Raw genomic sequence first — 17,352 nt, 5'->3', positions numbered from 1 at the left:
GCTACCTGGACGCCGCCGATCATGCCAGAGGCACCAGCCATTGCGCCGCCGAACGCGCCAGGTGCTCGGTCAACTGCCCGAGCAATTGCCCGCCGTTGCGCCAATGATGCCAGTACAACGGCACATCGATGGTTTTATCCGCGATCAATTCCACCAGGCTGCCCCGGGCCAGCTGCCCGCGCACCTGCAATTCCGGCACCAGCCCCCAACCCAGGCCAGCCTCGGTCAGGCGGATAAAGCCTTCCGATGAGGGGCATAGATGATGTTCGAAACCACCCTCCACGCCCAGTGCCGCCAGGTAACGGTGTTGCAGAAAGTCGTCCGGACCGAACACCAGCGCTGGCGTGCGGGCCAGCGTCTGCGCATCGATGCCTTGGGGAAAGTGCCGGGCAATAAACGCCGGGCTGGCCAGCGCGCGATAGCGCATTGCCCCCAGCAATACGCTGCGGGCGCCGGCCACCGGGCGCTCGCTGGCGCAGACACACGCGGCCACCTCGCCAGCACGCATGCGCTTGAGGCCCACGGTCTGGTCTTCCACCACCAGGTCCAGCAGCAGGTGCTGACGAGCACAGAAATCCCCCACCGCCTCGCCCCACCAGGTCGCCAGGCTGTCGGCATTCAGGGCAATACGCAGGCGTTCCGGCAGGCCCTCCTCGTCCAGCGCCGGCACCTGGCTCTGCAGGTCGCGTTCAAGTAGACGCACCTGCTGCACATGATTGAGCAGGCGCCGGCCGATCTCGGTCGGGCTCGGTGGCGTGGCCCGCACCAGCACCGGCTGGCCGACCCGGGCTTCGAGCAACTTGATCCGCTGGGAAATCGCCGACTGCGACAACCCCAGCACCTGGGCCGCCCGTTCGAAGCCGGCCTGCTCGACCACGGCCGCCAGGGCGGAGAGCAATTTATAGTCGAACATCAGTTTTCCTAATGGGCGATCAGCACTATTTGTTTTTCTTATACAACATCGCCCCGCAGAATGCCCACATCCACTGTTTATCCAAGGACACCGACATGGCCGGCGAAACTTCCCTGAGCGTGCTGCTGCGCAGCATGAGCCCCGAACTCAACGAGGGCGACTACGTTTTCTGCAGCCTGACCGACGCCAGCCGGCTCAATGGCCGCGAGCCCATCGGCAGCTTTCGCGAACGCGAAGGCCTGACCGTCATCCTGCGTCGCGAAGACGCCCAGGCCCTCGGCCTGCCGTTCGACTATCTGGCGGCCTGGATCACCCTCAATGTGCACTCGGCCCTGGAAGCGGTCGGCCTCACCGCCGCTTTCGCCGGCGCCCTGGGCAAAGCCGGTATCAGTTGCAACGTGATCGCCGGTTATTACCACGACCACCTGTTCGTCGGCCGCGACGACGCCGAACGCGCCCTGCAGGTCTTGCGGCAATTGGCCGAACACGGGGAGTAAGCGTCATGTGGCAGAGCTATCTAAATGGCATGCTGGTGGCCGCCGGCCTGATCATGGCGATCGGCACACAGAACGCCTTTGTCCTGGCCCAGAGCCTGCGTCGCGAACACCACCTGCCGGTGGCGGCCCTGTGCGTACTCTGCGATGCGATCCTGGTGGCCGCGGGGGTCTTCGGCCTCGCCACCGTCCTGGCACACAACCCGACGCTGCTGGCGTTCGCCCGCTGGGGTGGCGCGGCCTTCCTGCTCTGGTACGGCAGCCTGGCGCTGCGCCGGGCCTTTTCCCGCCAGAGCCTGCAACAAGGCGAAGGCCAGACCGTGCGCTCACTGCGCGCCGTACTGCTCAGCGCTCTCGCCGTGACCCTGCTCAACCCCCACGTGTACCTCGACACCGTGCTGCTGATCGGTTCACTCGGCGCCCAGCAGACCGAGCCCGGCGCCTACGTGATGGGCGCCGCCAGCGCTTCGCTGCTGTGGTTCTTCAGCCTGGCCCTAGGCGCGGCGTGGCTGGCCCCGTGGCTGGCGCGCCCGGCCACCTGGCGCCTGCTCGACCTGCTGGTGGCCGTGATGATGTTCAGCGTCGCCGCCCAGTTGATCGGCGCCGGCTGACTTATTCCAAAAGGCTCTGGAACCTCTATTCCACACAGTTGTTGCGTGGTTAAGCCGCCACCCCGGTGCTATGATCCGAGTCTTGCGCCGCAAAGAGTACAAACTCCCCGGCGCACGCCTGTATGGCCGCCGTGATCGGCCTTGCGCTCACCGCAACTGACCTGATTAGGAGAATCACCATGGCTTTCGAATTGCCTCCGCTGCCTTATGCACATGATGCCCTGCAGCCGCACATCTCCAAGGAAACCCTGGAGTATCACCACGACAAGCACCACAACACCTATGTCGTGAACCTGAACAACCTGGTGCCAGGCACCGAGTTCGAAGGCAAGACCCTGGAAGAAATCGTCAAGTCTTCCTCCGGCGGCATCTTCAACAACGCCGCTCAGGTCTGGAACCACACTTTCTACTGGAACTGCCTGGCGCCAAACGCCGGCGGTCAACCGACCGGCAAGCTGGCTGAAGCCATCAACGCCGCGTTCGGTTCCTTCGACAAGTTCAAGGAAGAGTTCACCAAGACTTCCGTCGGCACCTTCGGTTCCGGCTGGGGCTGGCTGGTGAAAAAGGCTGACGGCTCCCTGGCCCTGGCCAGCACCATCGGCGCCGGCAACCCGCTGACCAGCGGCGACACCCCGCTGCTGACCTGCGACGTCTGGGAACACGCCTACTACATCGACTACCGCAACGTCCGTCCGAAGTATGTCGAGGCGTTCTGGAACCTGGTGAACTGGAAATTCGTCGCCGAGCAGTTCGAAGGCAAAGCCTTCACCGCTTGAGACTGAACCCGCTGCGCAAAAAAACCCGGCCTCGCCGGGTTTTTTTATGCCTGCCACGCCGACAGGAACTAACCTGAATAATCCGGGAAAATGACGCGCTAGCCCCTCAAGTAGACGGCTTGAGCGACCGACACAGTCTCCATGGCCTGAAGAGTCCGGGAGCCACCTGATCGGCCAAGCATGAGCACGGGTTCTCGCCGCTTGCATTGTCCCTTTGACTGACCGGGCCGGATTGCCAATACTCATGGCAACTTGATGCCATCCGCACGGAACAAGGAATAGCCCTTTGAAGCTGGAACTCAAGAACAGCTTGTCGGTGAAGTTGCTCCGGGTCGTGCTGCTGTCGGCGCTGATTGTCGGCGCCGTACTGAGCTGTGCGCAGATCGTCTTTGATGCCTACAAGACTCGGCAGGCCGTGGCCAGCGATGCCCAGCGCATTCTCGATATGTTCCGCGACCCCTCGACCCAGGCCGTCTACAGCCTCGACCGCGAGATGGGCATGCAAGTGATCGAAGGCCTGTTCCAGGATGACGCCGTGCGCATGGCCTCCATCGGCCATCCCAACGAGGCCATGCTCGCGGAAAAATCCCGCGATCTGCAAAAGACTTCCAGCCGCTGGCTGACCGATCCTATCCTTGGCCAGGAAAGCACCTTCAGCACACAACTGGTCGGTCGCGGCCCCTACAGCGAATATTACGGCGACCTGAGCATCACCCTCGACACCGCCACCTACGGCCAGGGGTTCCTGGTCAACTCGGTGATCATCTTCATCTCCGGCGTGCTGCGGGCCTTGTTCCTCGGCCTGGTGCTGTACCTGGTCTATCACTGGCTGCTGACCAAACCGCTGTCGCGGATCATCGGGCACCTGAGTACCGTCAACCCGGACCGCCCCAGCGAACACCTGTTGCCGCAGCTCAAGGGCCATGAAAAGAACGAACTGGGCATCTGGGTCAACACCGCCAACCAGTTGCTGGCATCCATCGAGCGCAACACCCACCTGCGTCACGAAGCGGAAAACAGCCTGCTGCGCATGGCCCAGTACGACTTCCTCACCGGCCTGCCCAATCGCCAGCAGTTGCAACAGCAACTGGACAAGATCCTGGTGGACGCCGGGCGCCTGCAACGTCGGGTCGCGGTACTTTGCGTGGGTCTGGACGACTTCAAGGGCATCAACGAACAATTCAGCTACCAGGTCGGCGACCAACTGTTGCTGGCCCTGGCCGACCGCCTGCGCGCCCACAGCGGTCGCCTCGGCGCCCTGGCCCGGCTGGGTGGCGACCAGTTCGCCCTGGTCCAGGCCGATATCGAACAACCCTATGAAGCGGCCGAGCTGGCCCAGAGTATCCTTGACGACCTGGAAGCGGCGTTTGCCCTGGATCACCAGGAAATCCGCCTGCGCGCCACCATCGGCATCACCTTGTTCCCGGAAGACGGCGACAGCACCGAGAAGCTGCTGCAGAAAGCCGAACAGACCATGACCCTGGCCAAGACCCGCTCGCGCAACCGCTACCAGTTCTATATTGCCAGCGTCGACAGCGAAATGCGCCGCCGTCGCGAACTGGAAAAAGACCTGCGCGAAGCCCTCAACCGCAATCAGTTCTACCTGGTCTACCAGCCACAGATCAGCTACCGCGACCACCGGGTGGTGGGCGTCGAGGCACTGATCCGCTGGCAGCACCCGGAACACGGCCTGGTACCGCCGGACCTGTTCATTCCCCTGGCCGAGCAGAACGGCACCATCATCGCCATCGGCGAATGGGTGCTGGACCAGGCCTGCCGCCAGTTGCGCGAATGGCACGACCAGGGCTTCAGCGACCTGCGCATGGCGGTCAACCTGTCCACCGTGCAACTGCACCACGCCGAGCTGCCGCGGGTGGTCAACAACCTCCTGCAGATGTACCGCCTGCCGCCGCGCAGCCTGGAACTGGAAGTCACCGAAACCGGCCTGATGGAAGACATCAGCACCGCCGCCCAGCACCTGCTGAGCCTGCGCCGCTCCGGCGCGCTGATCGCCATCGATGACTTCGGTACCGGCTACTCGTCGCTGAGCTATCTCAAGAGCCTGCCGCTGGACAAGATCAAGATCGACAAGAGCTTCGTCCAGGACCTGCTCGATGACGACGACGACGCGACCATCGTCCGGGCGATCATCCAGTTGGGCAAGAGCCTCGGCATGCAGGTGATCGCCGAAGGCGTGGAGACCGTCGAGCAGGAGGCCTACATCATTTCCGAAGGCTGCCACGAGGGCCAGGGCTACCACTACAGCAAGCCGCTGCCGGCCCGGGAGCTGGCGGCGTATCTCAAGCAGGCACAGCGCAGCAATGCGGCGATCTTGTAAGGCTCGGGGCCAACAAGCTCGCACCTGCAAAATCCGCCGGGATCAACCGGGGTTTTAATACCAAATATTTCAATCACTAAGCCCTTTACACAGAATGCAAATCCTTCGCATTATGTGCCGGTTTTGCGGGGCCGTGCGCCCCCATCCCCCCTCTCGAAGCAGGATGTTCGCCATGATTCGCATGCCTCTGGCCACCGCCAGTCTGTTGGCCATCGCCATCACCCTCGCCGGTTGTGGCGACAAGGACAAGGAAAAATCCACAGCGGCCACCCAGGCCCCTGCCGCGGCCGCCCAGGTGCCCGCCGACGATGCCGCCGCCAAGGTCGATGAAGCCGCCGCCAAGGCCGTGGTCGCCCACTACACCGAGATCGTCTTCGCCGTGTTCAGCGATGCCGAATCCACCGCGAAGAACCTGCAAGCCGCTGTCGACGCCTTCCTCGCCAAGCCGAACGAAGAGACCCTCAAGGCCGCCCGCGCCGCCTGGATCGCCGCCCGCGTGCCGTACCTGCAAAGCGAAGTGTTCCGCTTCGGCAACACCATCATCGACGACTGGGAAGGTCAGGTGAACGCCTGGCCCCTGGATGAAGGCCTGATCGACTACGTCGACAGCTCCTACGAACATGCCCTGGGCAATCCGGCCGCGACCGCCAACATCATCGCCAATCCGCAGATCCAGGTCGGCGAAGACAAGGTCGATGTCAGCGAGATCACCCCGGAAAAACTCGCCAGCCTGAACGAGCTGGGTGGCTCCGAAGCCAACGTCGCCACCGGCTACCACGCCATCGAATTCCTGCTCTGGGGCCAGGACCTGAACGGCACCGGCCCGGGCGCCGGCAACCGTCCGGCCTCGGACTACCTGGAAGGTGCCGGCGCCACTGGCGGGCACAACGATCGTCGGCGTGCCTACCTCAAGGCCGTGACCCAACTGCTGGTCAACGACCTGGAAGAGATGGTCGGCAACTGGAAACCGGGTGTGGCCGACAACTATCGCGCCAGCCTGGAAGCCGAGCCGGCGGAAAGTGGCCTGCGCAAGATGCTGTTCGGCATGGGCAGCCTGTCCCTCGGTGAACTGGCGGGCGAGCGCATGAAGGTGTCGCTGGAGGCCAACTCGCCGGAAGACGAGCAAGACTGCTTCAGCGACAACACCCATAACTCGCACTTCTACGATGCCAAGGGCATTCGCAACGTCTACCTGGGTGAATACACCCGTGTCGACGGCACCAAGCTGACCGGCCCGAGCCTGTCCTCCCTGGTGGCCAAGGCCGACCCGGCGACCGACGAAGCACTGAAGAACGACCTGCAGGCCACCGAAGCGAAGATCCAGATCATGGTCGACCACGCCAACAAGGGTGAGCATTACGACCAGTTGATCGCGTCCGGCAACGAGCCTGGCAACAAGATCGTGCGTGACGCCATCTCCGCGCTGGTCAAGCAGACCGGTTCCATCGAGCAGGCGGCGGCCAAGCTGGGCATCAGCGACCTGAACCCGGATAACGCCGATCACGATTTCTGATCGGCCCTTGTCCCCCCTCATGTAGGAGCGAGCTTGCTCGCGATGGTAGCCCAGGCACCGCGGGGTATCAGATGCCCCGTGTCATCGTTGACGACCATCGCGAGCAAGCTCGCTCCTACATGAGGGCAAGCCAGCCCCCACAAAGCCACGCAGTGTCATAAATCAAGTAAATGCTAATCCCTCTTATTCAATTGTATCGGGACTGATAAACTCGCGCCCGGTCCCTCTCACCCCCTGGACACCGATGCCCTCGCTGCCCCTTCGCCTGTCGACGCTGCTCCTGGCCCTTGGCCTGGCCGCCTGCGACGACGCCCCGCGCTTTACCAAGCCCGAACCCGGCGAAGCTCGATCCGGTGGCACCACCACGGTGGGCAAACACGATCGCAATGCCTTCTCGCAACCCTCGGCCAACCTCTCGCCGGAACGGCGCCTGGACTTCAGCGTCGGCAACAGTTTCTTCCGCAGCCCCTGGGTCATCGCGCCTTCAACCACCACAGCCCGCGACGGCCTCGGCCCGCTGTTCAATACCAACGCCTGCCAGAACTGCCATATCAAGGACGGCCGCGGCCATCCGCCGGCGCCGGGGGCGGATAACGCGGTGTCGATGCTGGTGCGCCTGTCGATTCCCAACAACCCGATGTACGCCAATCTGATCGAACGCCAGGGCGTGGTACCGGAACCCGCCTATGGCGGACAGTTGCAGGACATGGCCATCCCCGGTGTCACCCCGGAAGGCAAGGTGCGGGTCGACTACGAAGCAGTGCCGATACGTTTCAAGGACGGCACCGAAATCGAACTGCGCCGACCGACGCTGCGCATCACCCAGCTGGGCTACGGCCCGATGCACCCCCAAACGCTGTTTTCCGCGCGCATCGCCCCGCCGATGATCGGCCTCGGCCTGCTCGAAGCGATTCCCGAAGAAGCGATCCTGGCCAATGCCCGGCAGCAACAACGGCTGGGGGTCAATGGCCGGCCGAACCGGGTCTGGGACGATGCCCAGCGCAAGACCGTCCTCGGCCGCTTCGGCTGGAAGGCCGGGCAACCGAATATCAATCAACAGAACGTCCACGCGTTTTCCAGCGACATGGGCCTGACCACCAGCCTGCGCCCCTTCGACGACTGCACGCCGACCCAGACCGACTGCCTGCAAGCGCCCCACGGCGGCGGTCCGGACGGCGAGCCGGAAGTCAGCGACAACATCCTGCGCCTGGTGACCTTCTACACCCGCAACCTCGCGGTACCGGCACGGCGTGACGTCGGCGCGGCGCAGGTACTGGCCGGCAAGAGCCTGTTCTACCAGGTCGGTTGCCAGGCCTGTCATACCCCGCAATTCACCACCTCGGCCACGGCCGCCGAACCCGAGCTGGCCAACCAGTTGATCCGGCCCTACAGCGACCTGCTGCTGCATGACATGGGCCCCGGCCTCGCCGACCAGCGCAGCGAGTTCCTGGCCGACGGCAACGACTGGCGCACCCCGCCGCTGTGGGGCATCGGCCTGACGCAGACCGTCAGCGGCCACACCCAGTTCCTGCATGACGGCCGCGCCCGCAACCTGCTCGAAGCCGTGCTCTGGCATGGCGGCGAGGCCTTGCCGGCGCAGCAGCAGGTGCTGTCCTTCAATGCCGAACAACGCGCCGCGTTGCTGGCATTCCTGAATTCTTTGTAAGAGGACACGGACATGTTCCGCCCGAAACTGTTGTTCACCAGCCTGGCCGCCCTCGTCCTCGGCGCCTGCTCGCCCCAGGACCCGCAGGCGCTGACCTCCGCCGCGATCGCCAAGCAGGTAATCCTGCCGACCTATAGCCGCTGGGTCGACGCCGACCGCCAGTTGGCCATCAGCGCCCTGGCCTTCTGCGAAGGCAAAGAGAGCCTGGAAACCGCCCGCGCCGACTTCCTCCATGCGCAGAAAGCCTGGGCGGAATTGCAGCCGCTGCTGATCGGGCCATTGGCCGAAGGCAATCGCTCCTGGCAGGTGCAGTTCTGGCCGGACAAGAAAAACCTGGTAGGTCGCCAGGTCGAGCAACTGGTCAGCGCCCAGCCGCAGATCGACGCCGACGCCCTGGCCAAGTCCAGCGTCGTGGTCCAGGGCCTCTCGGCCTACGAATACATCCTCTACGACAGCAAGATCGATATGGCCGACAGCGCGCAGAAAGCCCGCTATTGCCCACTGCTGACGGCCATCGGCAAACGCCAGAAAGTCCTCGCCGAAGAGATCCTCTCGCGCTGGGAAACCAGCGACGGCATGCTCGCGCAGATGAGCAAGTTCCCCAACCAGCGCTACGCCGACTCCCACGAAGCCATCGCCGATCTGCTGCGGGTCCAGGTCACCGCCCTCGATACCCTGAAGAAAAAACTCGGCACGCCCATGGGCCGCCAGACCAAGGGCATCCCGCAGCCCTTCCAGGCCGAGGCCTGGCGCAGCCAGACGTCGCTGCAAGGTATGCGCGCCAGCCTGGCCGCCGCCCGGACCGTCTGGGTCGGGGTCGACAACAAGGGCCTGCGCAACCTGCTGCCGGCGGAACAGAAGCCGCTGGCCGAGAAAATCGACGCCGCCTATGCCGCGTCCCTGAAGTTGTTCGACAGCACCCAGCGCTCGCTCACCGACCTGCTCGGCGACGATGCCGGGCGCCAGCAGCTCAACGACCTCTACGACAGCCTCAACGTCGTCCACCGCCTGCACGAAGGCGAACTGGCCAAGGCGCTGGGTATCCAACTGGGCTTCAACGCCAACGACGGGGATTGATGATGTTGCGACGCCAGGCCCTGACTTTCGGCAGCCTGCTGCTCAGCGCATTGACGCTGGGCGGCTGGCGCCTGCTCCGGCAAAAAGACCAAAGCCCGCTGCTGCTCTCTGCCCGTGACGACAGCGACGGCGGGCACTATGCCGTGGGCTATCGGCTGGACGGGACGCAGGTCTTCGCCACCCGGGTCGGCCAGCGTTGCCACGACATCATCAACCACCCGAGCCAGCCCCTGGCGCTGTTCGTCGCGCGACGTCCCGGCACCGAGAGTTACCTGATCGACCTGCGGGATGGCCGCCTGCTCCAGACCCTCGCCTCGCAGCCGAACCGGCATTTCTATGGGCATGCGGTAATCCACAGGAGCGGCGACTGGTTGTACGCCACCGAGAATGACACCACCGATCCGGGCCGTGGCCTGTTGGGTGTGTATCGTTTCGAAGGTGAGCGTCTGGTTCATAGTGGCGAGATTTCGACCCATGGCATCGGCCCACACCAGGTGTCGTGGATGCCCGATGGCGAGACCCTGGTCGTCGCCAACGGCGGGATTCGCACCGAAGCAGAAAGCCGGGTGGAGATGAACCTCGATGCCATGGAGCCGAGCCTGGTGCTGATGCGCCGCGACGGCGCCCTGCTGAGCAAGGAAACCCTGCCACAGCAGATGAACAGCGTACGCCACCTGGGCGTGGCCAGTGACGGCACCATCGTTGCAGGCCAACAGTTCATGGGCCCGTCCCACGAGTCATCCGAGTTGCTGGCGATCAAGCGTCCCGGCCAGCCCTTTGTCGCCTTCCCGGTGGCCGAGCAACAGTTGCAGGCCATGGCGCATTACACCGCCAGTGTTGCGGTGCACAGCGAATTGCGCCTGGTGGCGTTGACCGCGCCTCGGGGCAACCGCTTCATTATCTGGGATTTGGACAGCGGCGCCGTACGCTTGGATGCACCATTACCGGACTGCGCGGGCGTCGGCGCGGTGGCAGACGGTTTCGTGGTCACCTCTGGCCAGGGCCGCTGTCGCTTCTACGATTGTCGCCAGAAGGAATTGACAGCCCAGCCGCTGGAGCTGCCGGCCGGGCTGTGGGACAACCATCTGCATCTGGTCTGATGGATCACACCCCAAGCACCAAACGGCTGGACACCACCGTCGCATACTCGCCGTGCAGATTGCCCAGGGACATGGCATGGACCTCCTGGGCAGTGTGGGGCGTACCAAAATAGTCGGTTTTGTCGAAGGTGTAGCACGCATCCTCCACCACCCAGGTCTCAAACCCGAGGTTGCCGGCCGTCCGCGCGGTCGCCTCCACGGAGTTATGGGTCGCTACGCCGACAATCACCAACTGCTCGATACCGCTCTCGCGCAGCCAAGCCTCCAACCCGGTCGCGCAAAACGCATCCGGCACCCGCTTGCGCACCAGCCGTTCGCCCTCCCCCGGCGCAAAGCGCTGCTGGAACTCGACTCCCGACTGTCCGGGCCAGAACACCGACTCCGGCGAATGCGACAGATGCTGGACATGCACAATCGGACGCGCGGTTTCACGCCACTGTTGCAACAGCTCAAGCATGCGCGCCTCGGCCTCGGGATTGTTGCGTGGTCCCAGCCGCGGATGAAGAATGCCTTGCTGCTGGTCGATCAGGATCAACGCCGCGTTTACCTGGATATCCCTGTTCATGCCTTTTCCCTTCCGATTTATCGCTCAAAATTCGAAATAAGCCCGCCCGCTGTCTTGCGCGCCTTCCTCCTGCTCACTAACGTAGCGCCTTTACTGACGCTACCCCCCGCAGGAGCTTTGCCATGGCCTCGCCAGCCTTTTCCTTCTCTCTCAAGCAATGTGGCGTTGCCGCCGCCATGGCGGGCCTGCTCGGCCTGACTGGTTGCCAGACCTGGAACTCCCAGGACAGCCTGCCACCGACCTCCGGCGTACAGCCGATCAAGGGCCTGGCACAGAACGTCTCGGTACGCCGCAACAGCCTCGGCATGCCGCTGATCGAAAGCAACAGCTTTCACGATGCGCTGTTCACCCTCGGTTATGTCCACGCCAGCGACCGCATCACCCAGATGGTCACCCTGCGCCTGCTCGCCCAGGGCCGGCTCGCCGAAATCAACGGCCCGGACGCCCTCGACAGCGACCGATTCATGCGCGCCGTCAACCTGAAGAAAAGCGCCGGCGAGTTGTACAACGCCTCGTCGCCACGGCTCAAGCGCTTCTTCGAAGTCTATGCGCGCGGCGTCAACGCCTACCTGTTCCGCTACCGCGACAAGCTGCCGCCGGACCTGGCCAGCAGCGGCTACCAGCCGGAATACTGGAAGCCGGAAGATTCGGCGCTGATCTTCTGCCTGCTCAACTTCAACCTGTCGGCCAACCTGCAGCAAGAGATTGCCAGCCTGGTCCTGGCGCAGAAAGTCGGCGTCGACAAGCTCGCCTGGTTGACCCCGGCCGCCACGGACGAACCGCTGCCCCTGGCCGAAGCCGAGAAACTCAAGGGCATCGCCCTGAGCCAGGTCTCGGGCCTCGGCGCGCTGAACAAGGCCGCCGAGCAAGTCGCCGCGTTGAATATCCTCGGCTCCGGCACCTCGACCAACTGGGCCATCGGCCCGCAACGCGCCCGCAGCGGCAAGAGCCTGCTGGCCGCCGACCTGCAACAGCCGACCAGCGCCCCCGCCGCCTGGAACTACGTACAAATTTACGCGCCGAAGTACCGGGCCGCCGGGACCTCGATCGCCGGCCTGCCGATGCTGCTGTCCGGTTTCAACGGCAAGGTGGCCTGGAGCATGGCCGCCGTCCCGGGGGACAACCAGGACCTGTTCCTGGAAAAACTCAAGCGCCAGGGCAATGCGCTCTATTACGAAGCCGACGGCAAGTGGCTGCCAGCCATCGTGCGCAACGAAACCTACTTCATCAAGGGCCAGCGCTCGATCCGCGAGACGGTGTTCGAAACCCGCCACGGCCCGCTGCTCAACAGTGCACTGGACAACAGCGCCTTGACCGGCGGCTACGGCCTGGCCCTGCAGAGCGCCTCGTTCAAGGACGACAAGAGCCTGGATGCGTTCTTCGACCTGTCCCGTGCCCAGAGCGCCGAGAAAGCCTCGGATGCCAGCCGGGAAATCCGCGCCATCGCGCTGAACATGGTCTTTGCCGACGCCAGTCATATCGGCTGGCAGGTCACCGGGCGCTTCCCCAACCGCCGCGAAGGCGAAGGCCTGTTGCCGTCGCCGGGCTGGGACGGCCGCTTCGACTGGGACGGCTACGCCGACGCGATGCTCCACCCTTATGACCAGGACCCGGGCCAGGGCTGGCTGGGCACCGCCAACCAGCGCACGGCGGCGCGCGGCTACGGCATGCAACTGTCCAACGCCTGGTACTACCCGGAACGCGGCGAACGCCTGGCTGAACTGGCCGCGGCCGGCAAGCAGGACAGCCGCAGCACCATCGCCATGCAATACGACCAGAGCACCACGTTCGCCAACAAGCTGAAGAAGATGTTCGAAGCGCCAGGCATGGCCTTGCCGCTCAAGCAGGCCATCGACGCCCTGCCGGAAGCCGAACGCGGCAAGGCACGCGAAGCCCTCAGCCGGTTGATGGCGTTCGACGGCAGGCTCAGCGCGACCTCGGCCGACGCCGCGCTGTACGAACTGTTCCTGCAGGAAAGCATGAAGCAGATCTTCCTCGACAAACTCGGCCCGGAAAACGGTCCGGTGTGGCAGGCCTTTGTCGCCAACGGCAAGCTGTCCTACTCGGCCCAGGCCGATCACCTGCTGGGCCGCGAAGACAGCCCGTTCTGGGATGACAGCCGCACGCCACAGAAAGAAGACAAGCCGGCGATCCTGGCCCGTAGCCTGGCGGCGGCGATCAGCGCCGGTGACAGCCTGCTGGGCAGCGATCACAAGGCCTGGCAATGGGGCACGCTGCACCGTTATAGCTGGAAGAACGGCGCCGGCCAGGTGATTCGCGGACCGATCCAGGCCGGCGGCGACCACACCACGCTGAACACCTCGGCCTATGCCTGGGGCGGCGCAAGCTTCGACGTCACCCAGGTGCCGGGGGTGCGCATGATCGTCGACTTCGGCCAGATCGAACCGATGAGCGGCCAACAGAGCCCCGGACAGTCCGGCAACCCGGCCAGTCCGAGCTATGCCAGCGGTATCGATGGCTGGCTGAAGGCCCAGTACGTCAGCTTCCCGATGCAGCAGCAGAACTTCGACAAGGCCTACGGCACCACGCGCCTGACCCTGACGCCCGGCAAGTAACACTCCACGGCCGGGTCCGGCCTGCCAGCGATGGCCTCATCGCTGGCAAGTCGGTTCCTAAAGTTACGGATGTCACCCTTCCCGCCGCGTAACTGCACTCTTTTCTCACTCGCGAACGCACCAATATTGTGCAATTTATTTCAGCCGCCCAATTTCGGGCATGATTAGCTGGCTCGGAGCCATATTCCTGCCTTTTAAAACACTTGTTCGTGACTCTGGTTCGGAAATTGCTACTTTTATCAGGTCATACGCGTTCCAGTAACAGTACTCAGTGCGCCACAAGCGCTCATATTGGTTTTTAGGGAATAAATAATGAAAAAAGCATTGCTGACCCTTTCTGCACTGGCTCTCTGCATGGCCGCCGGCTCCGCTATGGCCAAGGAATACAAGGAACTGCGCTTCGGCGTCGATCCTTCCTACGCGCCATTCGAATCCAAGGCCGCAGACGGCAGCCTGGTCGGCTTCGACATTGATCTGGGCAACGCCATCTGTGCCGAGCTGAAGGTCAAGTGCAAATGGGTCGAAAGTGACTTCGACGGCATGATCCCGGGCCTGAATGCCAACAAATTCGACGGTGTGATTTCGTCGATGACCGTGACCGAAGCCCGCGAGAAGGCCATCGACTTCTCCAACGAGCTGTTCTCCGGCCCAACCTCCCTGGTGTTCAAAAAGGGTGCGAACTTCTCCACGCCTGAGTCCCTCAAGGGCAAAACCGTGGGCTACGAGCAAGGCACCATCCAGGAAGCCTACGCCAAGGCCGTACTGGACAAGGCTGGTGTAACCACCAAGGCCTACGCCAACCAGGACCAGGTGTACGCTGACCTGACCTCCGGCCGTCTCGACGCTTCGGTGCAGGATATGCTGCAAGCCGAGCTGGGCTTCCTGAAGTCGCCAGCGGGCGCCGGCTACGAAGTCAGCAAGCCGATCGACGATCCGCTGCTGCCGGCTAAAACCGCAGTGGGTATCAAAAAAGGCAACAAAGAGCTGAAAGCCCTGTTGGACAAGGGTATTGCAGCACTGCACAAAGATGGCAAGTACGCGGAAATCCAGAAGAAGAACTTTGGTGAGCTGAACCTGTACAGCGGGAAGTGATCCCTTGGCGCCCCTCGCCCGAGGGGCGCCTTTTCGACTGCCAAAGGTCTGATTTTTCATGTTCGACAACCTCCTGCAAATTCTGGGGCTTTCGGCCTTCAGCCTGAAGGGCTTTGGCCCGATCCTGCTGCAAGGCACCTGGATGACCGTCCAGCTCTCCATCCTCTCGCTGCTGGTCAGCGTGCTACTGGGCCTGCTCGGCGCCAGTGCCAAATTATCCAGCTTCAGCCTGTTGCGCATTCCGGCCCAGCTCTACACCACGCTGATTCGCGGGGTGCCCGACCTGGTGCTGATGCTGCTGATTTTCTACAGCCTGCAAACCTGGCTCTCGACCCTGACCGATGCCATGGACTGGGACTACATCGAGATTGACCCGTTTGCCGCCGGGGTCATCACCCTGGGCTTTATCTACGGTGCCTATTTCACCGAAACCTTCCGTGGTGCGATTCTCGCCGTGCCACGCGGACAGCTTGAAGCCGCCACCGCCTATGGCCTGACCCGGGCCCAGCGGTTCCGCTTCGTGACCTTTCCGCAAATGATGCGCTTTGCCCTGCCGGGGATCGGCAACAACTGGATGGTGATCCTCAAGGCCACCGCGCTGGTCTCGATCATCGGCCTGGCCGACCTGGTCAAGGCTGCCCAGGACGCCGGCAAGAGCACTTATCAACTGTTCTACTTCCTGGTACTCGCCGCCTTGATCTACCTGCTCATTACCAGTGCTTCGAACTATGTCCTGCGCTGGCTGGAACGCCGCTACGCCGCGGGCGCCCGGGAGGCCGTGCGATGATCGAACTCCTGCAGCAATACTGGCGGCCGTTCCTCTACAGCGACGGCCAGCACATCACCGGCCTGGCCATGACCCTATGGCTGCTCAGCGCCTCGATCTTCTTCGGTTTCCTGGTGTCGATCCCGCTGTCCATCGCCCGGGTCTCGCCCAAGCGTCGCATCCGCTGGCCGGTGGAGTTCTACACCTACCTGTTCCGTGGCACGCCGCTGTATATCCAACTGCTGATCTGCTACACCGGGATCTACAGCCTGGAAGCGGTCCGCGAACAGCCGCTACTGAACTCGTTCTTCCGCGATGCGATGAACTGCACCATCCTGGCCTTCGCCCTGAACACCTGCGCCTACACCACGGAGATCTTTGCCGGGGCGATCCGCAGCATGAACCACGGTGAAGTCGAGGCGGCCAAGGCCTATGGCCTGAGCGGCTGGAAGCTCTACGCCTATGTGATCATGCCCTCGGCCCTGCGCCGCTCGTTGCCCTACTACAGCAACGAAGTGATCCTGATGCTGCACTCCACCACCGTGGCGTTCACCGCGACCATCCCGGACATCCTGAAAATCGCCCGGGACGCCAACTCGGCGACCTACATGACTTTCCAGTCGTTCGGTATCGCCGCGATCATCTACCTGACGATCACCTTTACCCTGGTCGGTCTGTTCCGTCTGGCCGAGCGCCGTTGGCTGGCCTTTCTCGGCCCGGCACACTAGGACTCCAGAGCATGCGTCATCTGACTCACGAGCTGCTGGCTCCCCTGCCGGGCACGACCCGGCAGATCCACAGCTTTCATTTCGGTCCGTCGCGGTCCGCGGGCAAGATCTACATCCAGTCGTCCCTGCACGCCGACGAACTGCCCGGCATGCTGGTGGCCTGGCACCTCAAGCAACGCCTGGCCGAGCTGGAACAGGCCGGCGCCCTGCGCAGCGAAATCGTGCTGGTGCCGGTGGCCAATCCGATCGGCCTGGAACAGGTGCTGATGGACGTGCCGCTGGGGCGCTATGAGCTGGAAAGCGGGCAGAACTTCAATCGCTGGTTCGTCGATCTGAGTGACGAGATCGGCAACCAGATCGAAGAGCAACTCAGCGACGATCCGGCGCACAACCTGCAACTGATCCGCAGCCACCTCAAGACCGCCCTGGCGGCGGAGGTGCCGGCGACCCAGTTGCAATCCCAGCGCCTGGCGTTGCAACGACTGGCCTGCGACGCGGACATGGTCCTGGACCTGCACTGCGACTTCGAAGCCGTGGCCCATCTGTACACCACGCCCGAAGCCTGGCCGCAGGTTGAACCGCTGGCCCGTTATATCGGCTCGCAAGCCAGCCTGCTGGCGACCGATTCCGGCGGCCAGTCGTTCGACGAATGCTTCACCCTGCTCTGGTGGGACCTGCGCCAGCGCTTCGGCGACCGGTTCGCGATTCCCCAGGGCAGTTTTTCGGTGACCGTGGAACTGCGCGGCCAGGGCGATGTGAATCATCCCCAGGCACGTCTCGACTGCCAGGCGATCCTCGACTACCTGACGCACTTCGGCGCCATCGCCGACGAGCCCGCGCCCTTGCCGGAGCTGCCGCACCCGGCAACGCCGCTGGCCGGTGTCGAGCCGGTGAGCACGCCGCTGGGCGGGCTGCTGGTGTTCAGCGCCGTGCCGGGGCAATACCTGGAAGCCGGAGAGTTGATCGCCGAGATCATCGACCCGCTCAGCGACCGCGTCACCCCTGTTCATTGCAGCGCGGCGGGCCTGCTCTATGCCCGCTCGCTACGCCGCATGGCCACGGCCGGCATGGTGATTGCCCATGTCGCCGGCCGCGAAGCCTATCGCAGCGGCTATCTACTTTCTCCTTGAGGTGCCC

The 17,352-nt window shown here is 63.6% G+C and carries 15 protein-coding genes and 1 pseudogene; 13 read left to right on the top strand and 3 right to left on the bottom strand.

What is annotated here, in order from left to right:
* Window positions 1-19 precede the first annotated feature (19 nt).
* On the bottom strand, window positions 20-913 hold the full coding sequence (locus tag M5C71_RS25460; RefSeq protein WP_103498277.1) for a LysR family transcriptional regulator ArgP: 894 nt from the start codon (window positions 911-913) through the stop codon (window positions 20-22).
* Between the two features lie 95 nt (window positions 914-1,008).
* On the opposite strand from M5C71_RS25460, the gene M5C71_RS25455 reads away from it, so the two are divergent.
* From M5C71_RS25455 to M5C71_RS25435, 5 genes are all read left to right on the top strand, one after another.
* Window positions 1,009-1,410 carry an ACT domain-containing protein gene (locus tag M5C71_RS25455; RefSeq protein WP_103498295.1) on the top strand — a complete coding sequence of 134 codons (402 nt, stop codon included), beginning with the start codon at window positions 1,009-1,011 and terminating at the stop codon, window positions 1,408-1,410.
* A 5-nt stretch (window positions 1,411-1,415) separates the two neighbouring features.
* Window positions 1,416-2,018, top strand: a complete 603-nt coding sequence (locus M5C71_RS25450) for a LysE/ArgO family amino acid transporter (protein ID WP_103498276.1) — start codon at window positions 1,416-1,418, stop codon at window positions 2,016-2,018.
* A 179-nt stretch (window positions 2,019-2,197) separates the two neighbouring features.
* The gene (sodB, locus tag M5C71_RS25445; protein ID WP_103498275.1) at window positions 2,198-2,794 is read left to right on the top strand and encodes a superoxide dismutase [Fe]; all 597 of its coding nucleotides are present in this window, start codon (window positions 2,198-2,200) and stop codon (window positions 2,792-2,794) included.
* Window positions 2,795-3,080: 286 nt separating this feature from the next.
* Complete coding sequence (locus M5C71_RS25440) at window positions 3,081-5,132, top strand: bifunctional diguanylate cyclase/phosphodiesterase (RefSeq protein WP_103498274.1); 2,052 nt, start codon at window positions 3,081-3,083, stop codon at window positions 5,130-5,132.
* A 172-nt stretch (window positions 5,133-5,304) separates the two neighbouring features.
* Complete coding sequence (locus tag M5C71_RS25435) at window positions 5,305-6,645, top strand: imelysin family protein (RefSeq protein ID WP_103498273.1); 1,341 nt, start codon at window positions 5,305-5,307, stop codon at window positions 6,643-6,645.
* Between the two features lie 20 nt (window positions 6,646-6,665).
* Here the strand turns inward: M5C71_RS25435 and M5C71_RS33775 are convergent.
* Window positions 6,666-6,743, bottom strand: a pseudogene (locus tag M5C71_RS33775) (outer membrane lipoprotein carrier protein LolA); the annotation flags it as partial.
* Window positions 6,744-6,889: 146 nt separating this feature from the next.
* Between M5C71_RS33775 and M5C71_RS25430 the strand changes: the two are divergent.
* Genes M5C71_RS25430 through M5C71_RS25420 form a run of 3 tightly spaced genes read left to right on the top strand, consistent with a single transcriptional unit; the run spans window position 6,890 to window position 10,488 of the window.
* Window positions 6,890-8,311, top strand: coding sequence for a di-heme oxidoredictase family protein (locus M5C71_RS25430; RefSeq protein ID WP_248768987.1), 1,422 nt, complete (start codon window positions 6,890-6,892; stop codon window positions 8,309-8,311).
* Window positions 8,312-8,323: 12 nt separating this feature from the next.
* A complete protein-coding gene (locus tag M5C71_RS25425) occupies window positions 8,324-9,388 on the top strand; it encodes an imelysin family protein (protein ID WP_152741330.1) in 1,065 nt (354 codons plus the stop codon).
* 2 nt (window positions 9,389-9,390) lie between these two features.
* On the top strand, window positions 9,391-10,488 hold the full coding sequence (locus M5C71_RS25420; RefSeq protein WP_248769033.1) for a DUF1513 domain-containing protein: 1,098 nt from the start codon (window positions 9,391-9,393) through the stop codon (window positions 10,486-10,488).
* A 4-nt stretch (window positions 10,489-10,492) separates the two neighbouring features.
* Here the strand turns inward: M5C71_RS25420 and M5C71_RS25415 are convergent, their stop codons facing one another.
* Window positions 10,493-11,053: a cysteine hydrolase family protein gene (locus M5C71_RS25415; RefSeq protein WP_103498270.1), complete on the bottom strand. Its 561-nt coding sequence runs from the start codon at window positions 11,051-11,053 to the stop codon at window positions 10,493-10,495.
* A 122-nt stretch (window positions 11,054-11,175) separates the two neighbouring features.
* Here M5C71_RS25415 and M5C71_RS25410 point away from each other — a divergent pair, with 122 nt between their 5' ends.
* From M5C71_RS25410 to M5C71_RS25390, 5 genes are all read left to right on the top strand, one after another.
* A complete protein-coding gene (locus tag M5C71_RS25410; protein ID WP_248768986.1) occupies window positions 11,176-13,629 on the top strand; it encodes a penicillin acylase family protein in 2,454 nt (817 codons plus the stop codon).
* A 312-nt stretch (window positions 13,630-13,941) separates the two neighbouring features.
* Window positions 13,942-14,721, top strand: a complete 780-nt coding sequence (locus M5C71_RS25405) for a transporter substrate-binding domain-containing protein (RefSeq protein ID WP_103498268.1) — start codon at window positions 13,942-13,944, stop codon at window positions 14,719-14,721.
* 58 nt (window positions 14,722-14,779) lie between these two features.
* A complete protein-coding gene (locus M5C71_RS25400; RefSeq protein ID WP_103498267.1) occupies window positions 14,780-15,508 on the top strand; it encodes an ABC transporter permease in 729 nt (242 codons plus the stop codon).
* The gene (locus tag M5C71_RS25395; RefSeq protein WP_100944466.1) at window positions 15,505-16,215 is read left to right on the top strand and encodes an ABC transporter permease; all 711 of its coding nucleotides are present in this window, start codon (window positions 15,505-15,507) and stop codon (window positions 16,213-16,215) included. Before M5C71_RS25400 ends, M5C71_RS25395 begins: the two co-directional genes overlap by 4 nt.
* An 11-nt stretch (window positions 16,216-16,226) precedes the next feature.
* Window positions 16,227-17,345 carry a succinylglutamate desuccinylase/aspartoacylase family protein gene (locus M5C71_RS25390; RefSeq protein ID WP_248768985.1) on the top strand — a complete coding sequence of 373 codons (1,119 nt, stop codon included), beginning with the start codon at window positions 16,227-16,229 and terminating at the stop codon, window positions 17,343-17,345.
* The last annotated feature ends 7 nt before the right edge of the window (window positions 17,346-17,352 follow it).

It is taken from the genome of Pseudomonas sp. MWU12-2345 (genome assembly GCF_023242385.1).
GTDB classification, from domain to species: domain Bacteria; phylum Pseudomonadota; class Gammaproteobacteria; order Pseudomonadales; family Pseudomonadaceae; genus Aquipseudomonas; species Aquipseudomonas gingeri_D.
This window is presented reverse-complemented; position numbering and strand designations above follow the sequence as displayed.

Excerpts from the sequence above, each read along its gene's own strand:
- M5C71_RS25460 (WP_103498277.1), bottom strand. The coding sequence starts at position 913 with ATGTTCGACTATAAATTGCTCTCCGCCCTGGCGGCCGTGGTCGAGCAG.
- M5C71_RS25455 (WP_103498295.1), top strand. The coding sequence starts at position 1,009 with ATGGCCGGCGAAACTTCCCTGAGCGTGCTGCTGCGCAGCATGAGCCCC.
- M5C71_RS25450 (WP_103498276.1), top strand. The coding sequence starts at position 1,416 with ATGTGGCAGAGCTATCTAAATGGCATGCTGGTGGCCGCCGGCCTGATC.
- sodB (WP_103498275.1), top strand. The coding sequence starts at position 2,198 with ATGGCTTTCGAATTGCCTCCGCTGCCTTATGCACATGATGCCCTGCAG.
- M5C71_RS25435 (WP_103498273.1), top strand. The coding sequence starts at position 5,305 with ATGATTCGCATGCCTCTGGCCACCGCCAGTCTGTTGGCCATCGCCATC.
- M5C71_RS25430 (WP_248768987.1), top strand. The coding sequence starts at position 6,890 with ATGCCCTCGCTGCCCCTTCGCCTGTCGACGCTGCTCCTGGCCCTTGGC.
- M5C71_RS25425 (WP_152741330.1), top strand. The coding sequence starts at position 8,324 with ATGTTCCGCCCGAAACTGTTGTTCACCAGCCTGGCCGCCCTCGTCCTC.
- M5C71_RS25420 (WP_248769033.1), top strand. The coding sequence starts at position 9,391 with ATGTTGCGACGCCAGGCCCTGACTTTCGGCAGCCTGCTGCTCAGCGCA.
- M5C71_RS25415 (WP_103498270.1), bottom strand. The coding sequence starts at position 11,053 with ATGAACAGGGATATCCAGGTAAACGCGGCGTTGATCCTGATCGACCAG.
- M5C71_RS25410 (WP_248768986.1), top strand. The coding sequence starts at position 11,176 with ATGGCCTCGCCAGCCTTTTCCTTCTCTCTCAAGCAATGTGGCGTTGCC.
- M5C71_RS25405 (WP_103498268.1), top strand. The coding sequence starts at position 13,942 with ATGAAAAAAGCATTGCTGACCCTTTCTGCACTGGCTCTCTGCATGGCC.
- M5C71_RS25400 (WP_103498267.1), top strand. The coding sequence starts at position 14,780 with ATGTTCGACAACCTCCTGCAAATTCTGGGGCTTTCGGCCTTCAGCCTG.
- M5C71_RS25395 (WP_100944466.1), top strand. The coding sequence starts at position 15,505 with ATGATCGAACTCCTGCAGCAATACTGGCGGCCGTTCCTCTACAGCGAC.
- M5C71_RS25390 (WP_248768985.1), top strand. The coding sequence starts at position 16,227 with ATGCGTCATCTGACTCACGAGCTGCTGGCTCCCCTGCCGGGCACGACC.